The sequence below is a fragment of the Rhizobium sp. T1470 genome (assembly GCF_042140505.1).
Lineage (GTDB): Bacteria > Pseudomonadota > Alphaproteobacteria > Rhizobiales > Rhizobiaceae > Rhizobium > Rhizobium favelukesii.
Genome location: NZ_CP148093.1, coordinates 494,505 through 509,692, shown reverse-complemented (window position 1 = coordinate 509,692; position 15,188 = coordinate 494,505). Strand labels below are relative to the sequence as shown.

11 protein-coding genes and 3 pseudogenes are annotated in these 15,188 nt (G+C 58.7%); 10 read left to right on the top strand and 4 right to left on the bottom strand.

Features of this window, described 5'->3' with window-relative positions:
• Position 1: 1 nt before the first annotated feature.
• On the bottom strand, positions 2-865 hold the full coding sequence (locus WGT02_RS32235) for a site-specific integrase (RefSeq protein WP_037069958.1): 864 nt from the start codon (positions 863-865) through the stop codon (positions 2-4).
• 278 nt (positions 866-1,143) lie between these two features.
• On the opposite strand from WGT02_RS32235, the pseudogene WGT02_RS32230 reads away from it, so the two are divergent.
• The 5 genes and pseudogenes from WGT02_RS32230 to WGT02_RS32210 form a co-directional block, all read left to right on the top strand.
• Positions 1,144-1,453, top strand: a pseudogene (locus WGT02_RS32230) (helix-turn-helix domain-containing protein); the annotation flags it as partial.
• 447 nt (positions 1,454-1,900) lie between these two features.
• Positions 1,901-3,154, top strand: coding sequence for an O-antigen ligase (locus WGT02_RS32225; RefSeq protein ID WP_208246102.1), 1,254 nt, complete (start codon positions 1,901-1,903; stop codon positions 3,152-3,154).
• Between the two features lie 49 nt (positions 3,155-3,203).
• Positions 3,204-4,217, top strand: a complete 1,014-nt coding sequence (locus tag WGT02_RS32220; RefSeq protein ID WP_208246100.1) for an acyltransferase — start codon at positions 3,204-3,206, stop codon at positions 4,215-4,217.
• Between the two features lie 215 nt (positions 4,218-4,432).
• Positions 4,433-5,824, top strand: a complete 1,392-nt coding sequence (locus WGT02_RS32215; RefSeq protein WP_208246098.1) for a family 16 glycosylhydrolase — start codon at positions 4,433-4,435, stop codon at positions 5,822-5,824.
• A gap of 215 nt (positions 5,825-6,039) precedes the next feature.
• Positions 6,040-6,744, top strand: coding sequence for an IS6 family transposase (locus tag WGT02_RS32210; RefSeq protein ID WP_208245969.1), 705 nt, complete (start codon positions 6,040-6,042; stop codon positions 6,742-6,744).
• A 282-nt stretch (positions 6,745-7,026) separates the two neighbouring features.
• Here WGT02_RS32210 and WGT02_RS32205 read toward each other — a convergent pair whose 3' ends face one another.
• On the bottom strand, positions 7,027-7,977 hold the full coding sequence (locus tag WGT02_RS32205) for a polysaccharide pyruvyl transferase family protein (protein ID WP_208246096.1): 951 nt from the start codon (positions 7,975-7,977) through the stop codon (positions 7,027-7,029).
• A gap of 101 nt (positions 7,978-8,078) precedes the next feature.
• Positions 8,079-9,038: a glycosyltransferase family 2 protein gene (locus WGT02_RS32200; protein ID WP_024318836.1), complete on the bottom strand. Its 960-nt coding sequence runs from the start codon at positions 9,036-9,038 to the stop codon at positions 8,079-8,081.
• Between the two features lie 172 nt (positions 9,039-9,210).
• Here WGT02_RS32200 and WGT02_RS32195 point away from each other — a divergent pair, with 172 nt between their 5' ends.
• Positions 9,211-10,692 carry a lipopolysaccharide biosynthesis protein gene (locus WGT02_RS32195; protein ID WP_208246094.1) on the top strand — a complete coding sequence of 494 codons (1,482 nt, stop codon included), beginning with the start codon at positions 9,211-9,213 and terminating at the stop codon, positions 10,690-10,692.
• 264 nt (positions 10,693-10,956) lie between these two features.
• Here WGT02_RS32195 and WGT02_RS32190 read toward each other — a convergent pair whose 3' ends face one another.
• The gene (locus tag WGT02_RS32190) at positions 10,957-11,142 is read right to left on the bottom strand and encodes a hypothetical protein (RefSeq protein ID WP_208246473.1); all 186 of its coding nucleotides are present in this window, start codon (positions 11,140-11,142) and stop codon (positions 10,957-10,959) included.
• Here WGT02_RS32190 and WGT02_RS32185 point away from each other — a divergent pair.
• From WGT02_RS32185 to WGT02_RS32170, 4 genes and pseudogenes are all read left to right on the top strand, one after another.
• Positions 11,126-12,244 (top strand): acyltransferase, encoded by a 1,119-nt coding sequence (locus WGT02_RS32185; protein WP_318246592.1) that lies wholly within the window; start codon positions 11,126-11,128, stop codon positions 12,242-12,244. The genes WGT02_RS32190 and WGT02_RS32185 overlap by 17 nt on opposite strands.
• Positions 12,241-13,018: pseudogene (locus tag WGT02_RS32180) on the top strand (family 16 glycosylhydrolase). The gene WGT02_RS32185 and the pseudogene WGT02_RS32180 overlap by 4 nt, the downstream one beginning before the upstream one ends.
• 72 nt (positions 13,019-13,090) lie before the next feature.
• Positions 13,091-14,290: pseudogene (locus WGT02_RS32175) on the top strand (glycosyl transferase family 1).
• Positions 14,287-15,165 carry a glycosyltransferase family 2 protein gene (locus tag WGT02_RS32170; protein ID WP_208246092.1) on the top strand — a complete coding sequence of 293 codons (879 nt, stop codon included), beginning with the start codon at positions 14,287-14,289 and terminating at the stop codon, positions 15,163-15,165. The pseudogene WGT02_RS32175 and the gene WGT02_RS32170 overlap by 4 nt, the downstream one beginning before the upstream one ends.
• Positions 15,166-15,188 lie beyond the last annotated feature (23 nt).

Here is a 15,188-nt window from a genome sequence, read left to right as displayed (position 1 = left end):
ATTATGATACCGGCGGCGTCACCTCCAGTCGCAATCGGTCAAGCGGGCTTGCCGTGGAGCGGATCGTGTCGGTGGAAACCCGCGTGTAATGTGCCGTGCTCGACAGGTGTGCATGACCGAGCAGTACTTGGATAATACGAATATCGGTGCCGTTCTCCAGCAAGTGGGTGGCAAAACTGTGCCGCAATGTATGGATGGTGACCCGCTTGGCCAGTCCCGTTGCTGCAACCGCCGAACGACAAGCGGCATGCAACACCGTCGGCTCGATCGGCTTGTCAGGATTGCGTCCGGGAAAGAGCAGCGTCTTGGGCCTCGTCAAGCGCCAATAGCTGCGTAGGATGCCGAGCAGTTCCGGCGACAGCATGACGTAGCGGGCTTTGCCGCCCTTGCCATGGCGGATATGAATCACCATGCGCGAGCTGTCGATATCACCGATGCTTAGTCCGCAGACTTCCGAGACCCTGAGACCGGCTCCATAGGCGCAGGTTAGTGCCACACGCGCCTTCAGGCTGGAGACAGCTTCCAGGAATTGGACTACCTCGTCCGTCGACAGAACGATGGGTAGCTTCCGCGGTGCGCGGGCATAGGGGATGCGCTCCGGGATCTCATTCTGACCGAGCGTGACCCCATAAAAAAACCGCAGCGCGCAGACGATCTGGTTCAATGCCGCCCAGGATATTCCACCTGAGACAAGGTAGACTTGGAACGCGCGGACATCTTCAAGATCAAGCCGATCCGGCGAGTGGCCGAAATGGCGGCTGAACTTCTGGACGGCATTGATATAGGATCGTTGGGTGGCCGGAGACAGATTGCGGACCGTCATGTCCTCGATCATCCGGCGGCGAAGAGGGCTTATCTCGGCCATCTGGACCTCCTGTCTGAAGGGTGGGTTTGCAACACCCTCATCCTCTCAGCCAGGAGGCTCTTCTCAAAGCCCGCCGCAATTGCCGCGGTAGCGGCTTAGTTCAATCCACGCGAGTCAGGTTATTCGAACGCCGCTTTAAAATTCAATATAGAGTTCCTTTAAGAAACAATTTACCATTATTTCAATGCCTTATGAACTCGCCAATTTGCCAATCCTGAGCCTGCTCTACCCCGTTTCCGAGGCGAGGATCGCGCTCGCGCGGCTCGACGGCGAACTCGTCCATCGGACTGAAATCGGTTCCGGTCGATCGCCGCCGGCATCGTGATCGCGAAACTCGGCCGCTCGCCATCGCCCAGGGCTTGATCGCGGCCGCCGAGATCGGCCTCAAGGAACATGACCGGCTGGCGCTGTCGCGCACCCTCATGGACTGAAAGCTCAAGGGGCGGCGGACCTCGTCCGCTCGTGTCCACCGGCATGGTGGCGAAAACGTTGGATGTGACGCCGCAGGCGGCGGGACGAATCGTTTCGAAACTCGGCCTGCGCGAGATGACGGGCAGGGGGAGGTTTCGGGCGTGGGGGATACTATAGAAATGGACGTCGACGTCGGATTACTTGCCGGACAGGTCACCCCTTGGCAGAACGCGGGTCGCGTTCGTCACCAAATTGCAATTCTCTCGCAAGATGCCATTCGGCGCTATGAAACCCGGATTGCCCAGCGAGATTAGATGACCTCGGTCTTTTTTGTGTCAAAAACGGCCGTCATCAAATGCGTGTCAGCATGGATGACCGTGTTTTCAAAATGGCTTCCAACCGGTTTTCCGAACTTTGTTGCGGCGCACAAGAACGTTCTCTATGATACCTGTGCATCCATATCGCCGGAGGAATGTATTCTGAACCGCGAGTGCAGCGACGCGCGAGCAACTGAACGGCTTGAAAAATAGCCAAATCTTTCGGAGCCTTGCGACAACGGCCGAGCATCTTGCCACCGTCTTCGCGTCTCCCGCCGCCCGCCTCGGGCGGCTTCAAGGATCGATCGTGAAAATAGCCAAAACCAGCTTCATCAGCCCTGATCGAAATGGCGTCTACGCCACAGGGGCGCTCGCCTTGTCCCTCTTCGTCTTTGCCTATTCGTCCCGTTTTGGTCAGGTCTCCATCCTTCTCTACTATGCCCTCTGGCTTCCCCTGGTCCTGATCGATTATCGCCGCGTTCTGGGAGATTACAGAAGGTTCGGATGGATTTTCGCGTTCGGGATTTTTGCCTGCCTGTCATTCTTCTGGTCGGCAGCACCGGGGGTGACGGCACGGGCGGGGCTGCAGTATCTCTCGCATATAGTCTGTGCCCTGATTGCGATGCGCCTCGTCACCATCCATACCCTGATCCGGGGCATGCTGGCTGGCGTTGGTCTGGTTCTCGTCTTTTCTCTCCTGTTCGGGGTCTATCATTTCGATCCACTTGACGGCACGTTCAGTTTCGTCGGCGCCTTCGCCTCGAAGAACCAGCTCGGATTCTATGCTTCGCTCGGCGTCTATTTTTCCTTCGCCGCCTTTTTCATGACGCACGAGCGCGCCGCCTGGCTCGGACCGGCCGCAGGTGTGGGATTGATCGCCTGCTATTGCCTGTATGCCGCGCAGTCGGCGACATCAGCCCTGACGACGCTTGCCGTCCTCGGCATCTGCCTGGGATTGAGGGTGCTGTCGAAACTGTCGCCGCAAAACCGCAAATTGGTTTTCTTCGCCACCGTCGTGCTTGCGATATTCGCCGCTGTCGGCGCTGTCTATGGAGGCGCCGTCGACAGTGTTCTGGGTATCTTCGGCAAGGATTCAACCCTGACCGGGCGTACCTATCTGTGGCAGCAGGGGATTGCCGCGGCGGGAGATGCGCCGATCATCGGAGTCGGTTACCAGGCCTACTGGGTCCAGGGGTTCTCGGAGGCCGAGCGTCTCTGGACCGAGTTCTTCATCGGTTCGCGCAACGGGTTTCATTTTCACAACACGTTCATCGAAACCGCGGTCGAAACTGGCGGTATCGGCCTGGTCTTGCTCTGCTCGGTTCTGTTGATCACGGTGTTTGGACACCTGAAGCGATTTCTGTCGCAGGATCACGCCGTCGAAGCCTCGGTTCTCTTCGGCGTTGCCGTTCTTCTTTTCATGCGGGCTTTCGTCGAGGTCGACATTCTCAATCCTTATCACGTCGGATCCTTCCTGCTTTATTTTTCCGCTGGCCGGTTGACGTTGGCTGTGGCGAGACCCGCGTTTGCCGGATCCTATTTGCGGGCAAGTGCCGGCTGACGGGATCGCGAGGGCAATGGAAGATAACGTTCATGCACAGCGAGGCTCAATGAAGATCATCTACGGGATCCAGTATCTGCGAGCCTGCGCGGCGCTCGCCGTCGTCTTCTTTCATGCGGCCGAGAAGACGGGGCATCATTTCGCCATCGGCGCCGCCGGCGTCGACATCTTCTTCGTTATCAGCGGCTTCATCATGTGGGTGATCAGCGACCGCCGGCCGCAGTCTCCGGGCCGGTTCCTGGCTGAACGGATCGTACGGATCGTTCCGGTCTATTGGCTGGCAACGGCTTTGATGATTGCCGGGGCTGCTGTCGGCCTGTTCCCCAATCTCGTGCTGACGTCGCAGCATATCCTTGCATCGCTTTTTTTCATTCCCGCCCGTTCGCCGAGCAATGGTGAACTCTGGCCCGTCCTGGTGCAGGGCTGGACCCTGAATTACGAGATGTTCTTCTATCTCGTCTTCGCGGGGTCACTTTTTCTCCGGCGCAATGTCCGGCTGTTGGCAGTGACGCTGGTCTTTGTGATGCTGGTCATATCGGGTGCGGCAACCGGGTCCGACAATCCGTTGGTTCTGACCTATACGCGGCCCATCATGCTGGAGTTCGTCGTCGGGTTGGTAATCGGGGAGTTCTGGCTCAAGGGCCGCATTCCCGGACCTGGCATCGGTTTGGCGCTCGTCCTTTTCGCGACGGCCGGATTCTTCGTGCTGCAGATCTTCCGGCTACCCTTCAGCGAATACAATTGCGGACCGCTTGCGGCGGCGCTTGTAGCCGGCACTTTGTCGCTCGAAGCGGCAGGACGTGTGCGCCCCCTGCGGGTGCCTGCCTTCCTGGGCAATGCATCCTATTCGATCTATCTTTGGCACACATTTGCAATTTCGGTCGTAGCAAAAGCCGCTGCAATCCTCGGCCTGGCGTCCGGCGTCGCCTTTGTGGGCGCCGTTGCCGCAGGGATCGTTGCGGGTTCCATCGCCTATGTGTTGATTGAGCAGCCCCTGGTTCGGCTTCTCCGGCTTCCAGGCGTGGCTCCGCGCCCCGGCCCGGCACCCGCGAAGGGAGTATGATCCCGGCGTTCCTGGCTGCCATTACTGGACCATGCCCAAAACGGGACGGGTTAGTGTGCCATTAACGACCATGCGCGGATTACCGGCAAACCGGTCGATTGATGCCTGAAAACGGCGCCGCGCGATGGTTCCCCTATAGTCACGATGGTACCGTTTGGTTCCGATAAACCGGTGTCGCCGGGCTTTTGCGGCCCGGCACGCGACGGAGGCTCCCGATGCGCAAAACCGTGCTGAACGCCCTTGGGCGACCCCTGTTTTATAGTGACACATCGACGCGACATTTTTCTGCGACGGGCTCCGGGCCGGTTTTGACCGGGAGCACCGCCAATGATTCCATGTGGGGAGACAGTGCCGTCAACGTGACGATGAAGGGTGGGGCCGGCGACGATATCTACTATCTCTATTCGGCGATCAATCGCGCTTATGAGAGCGCCGGACAGGGCATCGACACCGTCAGCACATGGATGAGCTATACGCTGCCCACGAATATCGAAAACCTGACGGTGACCGGAGATTTGCGATATGCCTTCGGCAATTCCACCGACAATATCATCAAGGGTGCGACTGGCCGACAGACCCTGGACGGATATGGCGGCAATGACGTTCTGTTCGGAGGCGCTGGCGCCGATACGTTCATCTTCTCCAAGGGCAACGGCAACGATCTCGTGGTCGATCTCGGCGCCGACGACAGCATCCGGCTCAAGGGCTATGCGTTCACATCCTTCGACCAGATCCTCGATCGGGCGACGCAGCAGGGCGGCAATCTCAAACTGGATCTCGGCGGAGGGGAGAGCCTCGTCTTCGCTGACAGGACCGTCGCCGACCTTCATGCCAGCCAGTTCGAGCTGCAGTTGGACCGCTCCGCTCTCGTCCGCACATTCAACGATGACTTCAACAGCTTGCAGCTTCGCACCGGCACGAAAGGGCTATGGGAGGGAAAATACTGGTGGGCGCCGGAGAAGGGCGCGACATTGCCGGGAAACGGCGAGCTGCAATGGTACGTCAATCCGGCCTATGCGCCGACCTCGGCCGCCAATCCGTTTTCGGTCAGCAACGGTGTGTTGACGATCACGGCCCAGAAGACGCCTGCGTCGGTCAGTGGCCACGTCGAGGGCCACGCCTACACATCGGGCATGCTGACGACACATTCATCCTTTGCACAAACCTATGGTTATTTTGAAATCCGCGCCGACATGCCGGACGATAAAGGGGTCTGGCCGGCTTTCTGGCTGCTTCCGGAGGGCGGTTCCTGGCCGCCAGAACTGGATGTCGTAGAGATGCGCGGTCAGGACCAGAATACGGTGCATGTTACCGTGCATTCGAACGAAACCGGCACGCAAACCTCTGTCTCGACCGCTGTCAGCGTGGCGGAAACGACGGGATTCCACACCTACGGCGTCCTTTGGCAAGAGGATGAAATCGTCTGGTATATCGACGACGTCGCCGTTGCACGGGCCGATACCCCGTCCGACATGCATGATCCGATGTATATGATCGTCAACCTTGCGGTCGGCGGATCGGCCGGTGCTCCCGGCGCGGATCTGGACGACGGCTCCCACATGAAGATCGATTATATTCGCGCCTATACGCTCGACGACCTGGCTTAGCGCCGTTTCCGGTGGAAACGACGCTGAAGTGGGGAAACCGTCGAACAGTGCCTTCACGTCTTTTCGATATAATATTTCTCGTAGCTCTTCCAGTATTTTTCCGCTGCGCCGAAATCGCAACCCTGGAAGATAATGTCCATTGGACTGCGCGAGTGGGCGCATCGGTTTTGATCAATGCATGTTGGTATCAGTGGGTAGGGCATAGAACTGGTGGGATGAAGAAGTCATCCATCAGCTACAAGCGTCACCGATTCCCGCAACAGATCATCGCCCATGCGGTCTGGCTGTATTTCAGATTTCCTTTGAGCCTGCGGCTGGTCGAGGAGCTACTGCTGGAGCGCGGGATCATCGTCTCGTATGAAACGATCCGGCGATGGGGACGGAAATTCGGGCCGGCTTACGCAAAGCAACTCCGTCGCAGGCAGCCTTCGCGCCAGGACGTCTGGCACCTCGATGAGGTTGTGGTTTCCATCGCCGGCCGAAAGCACTGGCTTTGGCGTGCCGTCGATCAAGACGGCTACGTTCTCGATGAAATCGTTCAAAGCCGGCGCGACACCAGGGCTGCAAGGCGATTGCTGCGCAGGCTGCTGAAGAAGCAAGGCATGCCACCCAAGCGGATCATCACCGACAAACTCCGCTCCTATAGTGCGGCCAAACGTGACCTCATGCCAACGGTCGAACACCGGTCTCATAAGGGTCTCAACAATCGAGCGGAGAATTCTCATCTGCCACTGCGAAAACGGGAGCACCAGATGCAGGGTTTCCGATCAGCTGGAGGTCTGCAACGTTTCATAACGACCTTCTCCGCCATCCGAAATCTCTTCGTCGCACAGCATCGCAGCCGCTCTGCTCTCGCCACTCACATTCATCGTGTCCGCGCCATGGCGCATTGGAAAATAGTGACGGGTGCCATTGCCTGATCTTAGGCAGCCGCGCGGTCGTTCGTTCTCCGCTCGATAATGTGACAACTCCCCTCGACGTCAAACGGCAATCAGGCCCAGGAGCGGCCATCGCACATGCGGCCGGAAGACCGACGGCGATCCCGGCGATTGTCAGCGGGATATGGGGCGATAAAACCGAACGCTTTCGGACCCGGAATGCCGACGCCCTGATCGGGCTGGGAGGCGACGGCGCCTTGCGCTACCTGCTTCAGCCACCAGGCAACGCTCGAACAGCGTGATGGTGGCTGAAGAGCCGGACGGTCACAGATAATCGCGGCGTACGCTCTCGATCACATGCAGGAACTGATCCTTGCGGTCGGCGAGGACCTGATCCGCGCTCAGTTGCGGGGACGCCCGCATCGCCTGCCACAGGGATAATGCCGACGGGGCAGCCAGAAACTGCTTTGCCGCGGCGCGCAGCGAAGTCTGCCTCGGTTCCTGCACCGCCAAAGCGACATTGCCGTCAATCTTCCGCTTGTTCGGATCCTCGAGGGCAGGTCTGTTCGTATCGAAATCGACGCCCCAGAATCGCGCACCCTTGATGATCGCTTCGGCCCGGCTGGAGACCGGTACGTGACGCGTTCGATAGGTGACGCCGACGGTCTGCGCCCAGTCGTTCCATTTGAAACTGTTGATGCTGTCCGAGGTCGTCACGGAGATCCACGGCACACGGAAGGCATCGGCGAGAATAGCGCCGTGCATGGATTCCGCCACGATCATTTCCGACTGCGCAATCTGGCGAATGACGTCCTTCGCCTCCCCGCGCGGATCGATGTAGTTCAGGCCGACCATCGTGCAGACTGCCGGCCACATGCCGGCGATTGCCGATTCCCAATGCGGCACGAAACTCTTCTTGTGGACCTTCGGCAGGTTCCTGAAATCGGGCATTTCGGCGACCATGACGGCGGGATCGATGATTCCGAGCCTGGGATCGATACCCACTTTCTGAGCGGTCAAGGGTCCGCGAACGCAGCGAATGTCCCATTCCGCCCTGTGGCTCATATCTGGCAACGAGCCGTAGCCGAAGCCGGACCCGAGCACCAGCTTGTGGCGGCCTTCCGGCAAAAGGGCGCGGTTGAGGACCGTACCGACACCGACGAGCAGGGTCTCCGGGTGTACGTCTCGAAAACCCGGAATCAGGAAGTCCCAAAGCCAGAGGTTGAGGTCGTCGCCAAAATTTCCGTGCTCGGATTCCCAGTAGTATGGGTCCATGACCATCTCCTGTGTGCGTTACGGAAGGTTTCTCAAGGGTGATCTGCCTCAGCAATCACGCGCTTCAATGGGTGTGGCAAAAAATGCTGCACCTGCTAAGGCTAGCGGGATAGTTTACCCACGGCAAGCTGGAACGCACTTTGCAACAGCCTGGGGTCGCGCCAAATCCAGCGGGCGAGCAGATCGAACTGCGGCATCTTTCGCCGTTTGATGCGCCTTGCCTGGCTCCAGAGCGCCTGCCGGCGCGCCGTGTGCTTGTAGGAATGTATGGACGCGATTTCCGTCGGTTTGCGCGAAAAGCGTCCTTCCAAAGTGTCGAGAGCAACCCAGGTATTGAACTGTTGCGAGAGAAATTGAGGAGAATCGTTGTCGATGCTGTGAAAGATGTTCACGCCTTCGCCTCGTACCGCACCGGGTTCGTTGCACAGCACGATCCGCTTGGCTGCAATGGCGCAATCGCAGAAGAACAATACGTCTTCGGCCGCCAGCCGCAGTTCGGCTTCAAATCGTATGGTCTCGAAAAGCCGTCTGCCGAGCACCATGCAGGACAGGTGAAGGAAGCTCCAGTTGCGCAGCATGACCTGCGGAAAATCCGGAACCTCGAGCAAAAGTGGCGTTTCGGAGAGGCGGATGACCGTCTCGGTTTTCTCCAGTTCGGCCATGCCGAAATGGTAATAGAAGGCATCTCCCCCTGTTATCGATGCCCAGTAGCAGTCCGATTCGAAACGGGTCATCGTCTCGTGGGCGTTGAGGAGATGATCCTTGGTCCAAAGGTCGTCCGAGTCCAGAAAGGCGACAAACTCCGCCTCAGAGGAGACGTTATCCAGACCCGTGTTTCTTGCACCGCCGGGTCCGGCATTGGCCTGCTTGATGACCCGGACGCGGGCGCGCTCGTCTTGAGACAGTCTGTCGAGATCGGTTTCGATCGGAAACGGAGACTGGTCATCGACGATGACGATATCGAAATCCTGATAGGTCTGCGCGAAGACCGACGTCAGCGCCCGGTGCAGGATTCCTGCCTGTTTCTGGTAGTAAGGAATGATAACCGTAAACTTTGCCATCTTTTCGCCCCTGCGGTTTCTCTAGAAGATGTCCCTGGTTTCCTCCCTCGGGTAGCGGCCCGGATGTCGAGGAGTTTGACCTCCCTCGTGAGCCGCCTCAGTCATTTTTGAACTTCGTGCCCAAACATCCTCCCTCTCGATGATCCTCCCATTGCCATACAGGATGTACGCCATGCCCCCTACAGTTAACGTCAAATCCGTTACGAGCAATGTCGGTTGGAGCGTTTTATCCAAGACAAGCACATTCGGGCTTAAGTTTGTCACCGTGCCGATTCTGGCTCGTATCCTCACGCCGGAGGAGTTTGGAGCGGTCGCCGTCGCCCTGACTGTTGTGCAATTTCTGGCGATGATTGGTGGTGCCGGATTGACCTCCGCACTGGTGATCCAGCGGGAAGAGGACATGGAAACGGTTCATTCCGTCTTCTGGGCAAATCTTGCAATTTCCTGCCTCATGGCACTGGGCCTCTTCATCGGCGCGGACTTCTTTGCGGCGCTCCTGGGTGCGCCGGAAGCAGCTTACCTGTTGAAAGTCATGAGCTTTCTTATACCCCTTCAGCTCGGTGGAGATGTCGCCTATTCGCTCCTTGCCCGGCGGATGAATTTTTCCAAGGACGCCGTGTGGTCGATGATTTCCGAATCGCTGGGAGCTGTGGTCGCCGTCGTTCTGGCAATCTTCGGGTGGGGTGTCTGGGCGCTGATGGCGCAACTGTTCGCGTCGGCGCTGGTGCGCTTGTGCGGCCTGTACGCCGTATCCCATTACCTGCCGCGGTTCGTGTTCAACCCGGGCCGGGTTCTGGGCCTGAGCCGTTTCAGCCTTGGCATGATGGGTTCCGAAGTCGCAAACTTCATCACCTTCCAGTCGCCGATGGTCATCATTTCGCGATATCTCGGCCTTGCTGACGCCGGCGCCTATTCCGCTGCCAACCGTTTTGCGAGCATCCCAAACCAGGTGGTTCTATCGGCTGTCATGGGGGTTCTGTTCCCGGCCTTCAGCGGCATGATGCATGACAAGGAGCGCCGGTCGCAGGCCCTGATGTTCAGCACGCAGGTGACGACCGTGCTTCTGGCACCAATGATGTTCGGTATCTGGGCATTGGCGGAACCGGCCATGCGTGTCCTGTTCGGACAGCAATGGGCCTATGCCTGGCCTGTCCTTGGCCTGCTTGCGCTGTCCAAGGGCATTCTTACACCCTGCAGCACGTTCATTCCCTATCTCAAGGGCGTTGGGCACGGTCGCGCGCTGTTCTGGTCGGCAATCATCCGGGCCATCGCCACCTGCGTTGCCGTCGCCTATGGCGCAGCCTCGGGCTCTCTCATCAACGCGATGATCTGGCTGTGCATCGTCAACGCCGTCACGCTCGTCGGATATTCCTGGGCGGTGTTTCGCGCCGACGGCACACCGTTCCTGAAAGGTCTTTACATCAGCAGCCGGCCCATGCTGGCGGCGCTGGTGATGGCGCTTGTCGTCCGCTTCCTGCTTGATACGTGGGGCGGGATGATTCCGAACGAAGTCCTGCAGATTCTGGTGGGCGCCGCCGTCGGTGGGATGATCTACTGCTTGCTGGTCATCCTGTTAGAGCGTGATCTCCTGCGAAAGATTTATACGCTGATCAAAAACAGACGCAAAAACAGCGCCGTGGATTCGTCCGAGTGAGGTGCGGCAACCGGCCTGACGCGCCTTCTTCTGGCACAAACTGCCGCTGAGCGACACAATTTCATAAACCCTGGCGTGCAATGTCGAGTCGTTTCCAAAGAAAATCGGAGACGACTGCGTGCTGCATCCTGATCTTCATCAGAACATTTGGATGTTCTGCAAGACCCTGTGGTTAAGGGCTTTTCGCCGAGCCCGGGACGGAAAAGCAGCCGCGCCGATCGTCTGATCGTGTCTTGGATGTCTGCGTGCATTGCAGCAAATCGCTCATTTTTTTGCTGCGTCGCCATATTTTTCCGGCCGGTCTGCTCTATCTTCGAGATCGCAGGCCAAAATCTGCTCTGGTTGAACCGGCTGCTCTTGGGGGAGACAGCAGCCCAAACAGAGGATGTCGTCTTTGACTATCGACGCTAACACATCGGCGCGAATCAATCTGATGCGCATCTTGCTCATCTCGGGTATCGTCTTCGTACACGTTCCCCACGATCCACTGACAAGCCCGTTTACGGGTGACAACGGTTTCATCGACTGGATCCGCGTTTTTCTGGGTGACAGCCTTTTTCGCGTCGGGGTCCCGTGCCTCAGTGCCATATCCGGCTATCTGCTGTTTCGCCGCGGACTCGGGGCCTTCGACTACGGAAAAACCCTCCGCTCCAAGGCGCGCACGGTTCTTCTGCCATTCCTGATCTGGAACCTGGCCTTTCTCATTCTGGTGCTGGTTGCCCAGCGAAGCGGTATCGGCTTCGGCTATCTGCCGGGTGCGATCAATGCGACGCCGCGCGAGTTGGCGACGCTGGCAACCGCCCTGGAAGCGGCACCGATCAACATTCCCCTCTATTTCCTGCGCGACCTCTTGCTGTGCATCCTGCTGGCACCGCTTCTTGCCGCCATGATCAGCCGATTTCCGCTGGCGACCCTGGCGCTCTTCTTCATCTATGTCGTCTTTCCCGTTCCAAACGGCATCTTCCTGAAGAAATCCATCCTGTTCGGCTTCAGTTGCGGGATTTATGTGAGCCTTCACAAGGTTGACATTCGAACTCTCGACCCGTTCGCCGGCCGGATTGCGGGCCTGTTTCTCGCCGCTGCGGTCATGCTGGCAACCGTCCTTTACTGGACCGGTCCCGATTACCCCGTCTGGGTGGACATCCTGCGCAGCCTCGTGGCGCTTTGCGGCATCATCGGTTCATGGGCGATCTCCCTGCTGCTGATCCGCTCACGTCTCGGTATGCGCCTGTCGAAGCTGGAAGGCCTGAGCTTCTGGATTTTCTGCGCTCATTATCCGTTGCTGATCCTCTTCTGGATGATCTGGAACCGCACGGGAAATGCCGATTTCTATCCGCTCTTTTATTTTTCGGCACCGATCCTTGCCCTTGCCATTCTGATCCTGACCCACAACGCAACGCGGGTCCTAACGCCACGGCTCCACGCCGTGCTGACGGGCAGCCGTGCCGGCAAATCGACCCAAGCACCGGCACCGGCAGTGTCCCCGTCGCTCGGCCTTCCGGAGAACGACTGGCAAGGCCCCTACCCTGCAAAGAAAGAGGTTATCCGATGACCACGACCTTTACGCGCCTTGTGAGCGCAACGTTTCTTTCGGCCGCTCTGTCGACGCCTGCATTCGCGGATGCCACAAAATCCGGAACATCGTTTGGAGAACTTCGACCGCATCGACCCGCAGGTCTGGTACGTCCCGGACGGCTGGGACAATGGCGCGCACCAGAATTGCACCTGGTCGAAAAAGCAGGTTGCCGTTGAAAACGGCGTGTTGGAATTGACGTTCGAACAACGCAAGGCCGGCAAGCGAAGCTATGTCTGCGGCGAGATCCAGACCCGCAAACGCTTCGGCTTCGGCACCTATGAGGCAAGGATCAGGACGGCCGAAGGCTCCGGGCTGAATTCCGCCTTTTTTACCTATATCGGGCCGACCGACAAGAAGCCCCATGACGAGATCGATTTCGAGGTGCTTGGCAAGGATTCCGGCAAGGTTCAGGTGAACCAGTATATTTCCGCCAAGGGTGGCAATGAAAAACTGGTCGATGTTGCCGGCGGCGCGAATGCCGGTTTCAACGACTATGCCTTTGTCTGGGAACAGGGTCGCCTGCGGTATTATCTCAATGGCACCCTCGTCCAGGATGTGACGGACGCCGCCAAGATTCCCGTCAATGCGCAAAAGATCTTTTTCAGCCTCTGGGGCACGGACACCTTGAGCGGCTGGATGGGAAAATTTGACTACAGGGGACCGGCGACGATGCAGATCGATCGCATCGCCTTCACCGCACCCGGCGACAAATGCACGTTTCCTGAGTCCATCACCTGCACGCTGAACTGAGTCCTGGCGGCGTCTACCACACAGTCAGGAAGACGATCGCTCCAAGCCGAGCACGGAGAACGGAATGTTTGTATGCTGAAAGTTCTGTACCTTGCCCATGATCTGACGGACCCGGCAATCCGGCGAAGAACGCTGGTGCTGGAAGCGGGGGGCGCCGATGTGACTCTTGCCGGTTTCCGCCGGGGCGCAGCCGCGCCCGAGGACACGCGCGCGATAGAACTTGGTGTCACTCGGGACGGCCGATTTGTCCAGCGGATCGCTGCCGTGGCGAAGAGCGCAATGCGCAGGGTGCAAAGCTCAGAGGTGCCGCAAAACCGGACGTCATCTCGCACGCAATCTGGAAATGCTGGCCCTTGCCAACAGGGCCAATGCGGTTTTCGGGGGCAAGGTGCCAATCGTCTACGAATGCCTCGACATTCACCGCCTGCTGCTGCGTCAGGATGCCGTCGGTCGCATTCTGCGTGGTGCCGAGCACGCTCTCGGGCGCAAAATAAGCCTCCTCATCACGAGTTCACCCGCGTTCATCGAGAACTATTTCCGCCCGCTATCGCGCCTCGAAGCCCCGATACTGCTTCTGGAAAATCAGGTCGTTGCGCTCGACGATGATCGCGCCGCAAGCCTGCCCGCCGCTCGTCCCCGCTCTCCGGCAAGCCCTTCAAGATCGGCTGGTTCGGCGCCTTGCGCTGCCGGAAATCGCTCTATCTGCTGGCCGATTTCAGCCGGGCCATGAACGGAATGTTCGAGGTTGTTCTTCGGGGACGTCCTGCCTATTCGGAATTTGAAGACTTCGACGGCTTCGTCAGGAACGAGCCCTTCATGACGTATCAGGGGCCGTATCGAAATTCGGAGGATCTCGCGGATATTTATAACGAAGTGCAGTTTTCCTGGGCGATCGATTTCTTCGAGGAGGGCCTGAATTCCAGCTGGCTCCTGCCGAACCGGCTTTATGAGGGATGCCGCTACGGCACGGTCCCGATCGCGATGCGCGGAACGGAAACGGCGCGCTACACTGGCGCCAGAGGCCTCGGCCTCGTCCTCGATCATGCCGATGCTGCGACGCTTGCCACACTCCTGTCGACCATGACGGCCGAGCGCTACCTCTCGGAATTCGACCGGGTCGCGGCAACGGACCCGAGACACTGGACCTTCGACAGGGGGGACGCCCGAGCGCTTGTCACGCGGCTGTCGGAACTGCGCACGCAGGCTGCACCTACCGGTCCCCTCCTGCAGGACCTTCACCAGACACAGAGCAACAAGGGTGGATTGCTATGAGCGCCAATGATTTGAAGCATGACCGCTGCCTTATCGTCATACCCTGCCTCAACGAGGCGAGGCACATCGAGGCCCTGATTGCAAAGCTCGACGGGGCCTTGCAGGACCTGGATGCCGACATCGTGGTTGCGGACGGCGGCAGCACGGACGGCACGCGTGCGATCGTCCAGCGGATCGCCAGCCTGAATAGCAAGGTCTCGCTGCTCGACAACCCGAAGAAAATCCAGAGCGCCGCCATCAACCTCGCGGTCGCAACGCTTGGCGGCGGTTACGGGTATCTGATTCGTATCGATGCGCATGGTGAATATCCTTCGGATTACTGCCAGCGACTGATGGAAGATGCCCTTTCGACGGGCGCCGATTCCGTCGTGGTCGCGATGCAGACAGTGGGTTTCTCCACATTCCAGAAGGCGACGGCCTTCGCGCAGAATTCCAAGCTCGGTAATGGCGGATCAAAACATCGCACGGGTTCCGTCGGTCATTGGGCCGATCACGGTCATCATGCGCTCATTCGCATCTCGGCCTTCCGGGCGATCGGCGGCTACGACGAGATGTTCAGTCACAACGAGGATGCCGAGTTCGACTATCGCCTGAACAAGGCCGGCTACCGCATCTGGATGACGGACAAGACGAGCATGATCTATTATCCGCGCAGCACGCCCGGCGCCCTGTTCCGGCAATATTTCAGTTATGGCCGCGGCCGGGCGAAGAATTTCATGAAGCATCGCTCGATGCCGAGCCTGCGGCAGTTGCTGCCTTTGGCGGTCGCTCCGATCGCCGCCGGCGCACTGCTTGCGATCATCAGTTGGCCCTGTCGGCTCGAAGCTGGGATTTTGGCCAAGTTGAAGAACGTTGTGGGAACATTGTCTCGCTAATTGACGAGTGATTTGCGGGGAAT

Bases quoted from the DNA above. Each gene is read 5' to 3' on its own strand.
- WGT02_RS32235 (WP_037069958.1), bottom strand. From the start codon at position 865: ATGGCCGAGATAAGCCCTCTTCGCCGCCGGATGATCGAGGACATGACG.
- WGT02_RS32220 (WP_208246100.1), top strand. From the start codon at position 3,204: ATGAAGATCATCTACGGGATCCAGTATCTGCGAGCCTGCGCGGCGCTC.
- WGT02_RS32215 (WP_208246098.1), top strand. From the start codon at position 4,433: ATGCGCAAAACCGTGCTGAACGCCCTTGGGCGACCCCTGTTTTATAGT.
- WGT02_RS32210 (WP_208245969.1), top strand. From the start codon at position 6,040: ATGAAGAAGTCATCCATCAGCTACAAGCGTCACCGATTCCCGCAACAG.
- WGT02_RS32205 (WP_208246096.1), bottom strand. From the start codon at position 7,977: ATGGACCCATACTACTGGGAATCCGAGCACGGAAATTTTGGCGACGAC.
- WGT02_RS32200 (WP_024318836.1), bottom strand. From the start codon at position 9,038: ATGGCAAAGTTTACGGTTATCATTCCTTACTACCAGAAACAGGCAGGA.
- WGT02_RS32195 (WP_208246094.1), top strand. From the start codon at position 9,211: ATGCCCCCTACAGTTAACGTCAAATCCGTTACGAGCAATGTCGGTTGG.
- WGT02_RS32185 (WP_318246592.1), top strand. From the start codon at position 11,126: ATGCGCATCTTGCTCATCTCGGGTATCGTCTTCGTACACGTTCCCCAC.
- WGT02_RS32190 (WP_208246473.1), bottom strand. From the start codon at position 11,142: ATGAGCAAGATGCGCATCAGATTGATTCGCGCCGATGTGTTAGCGTCG.
- WGT02_RS32170 (WP_208246092.1), top strand. From the start codon at position 14,287: ATGAGCGCCAATGATTTGAAGCATGACCGCTGCCTTATCGTCATACCC.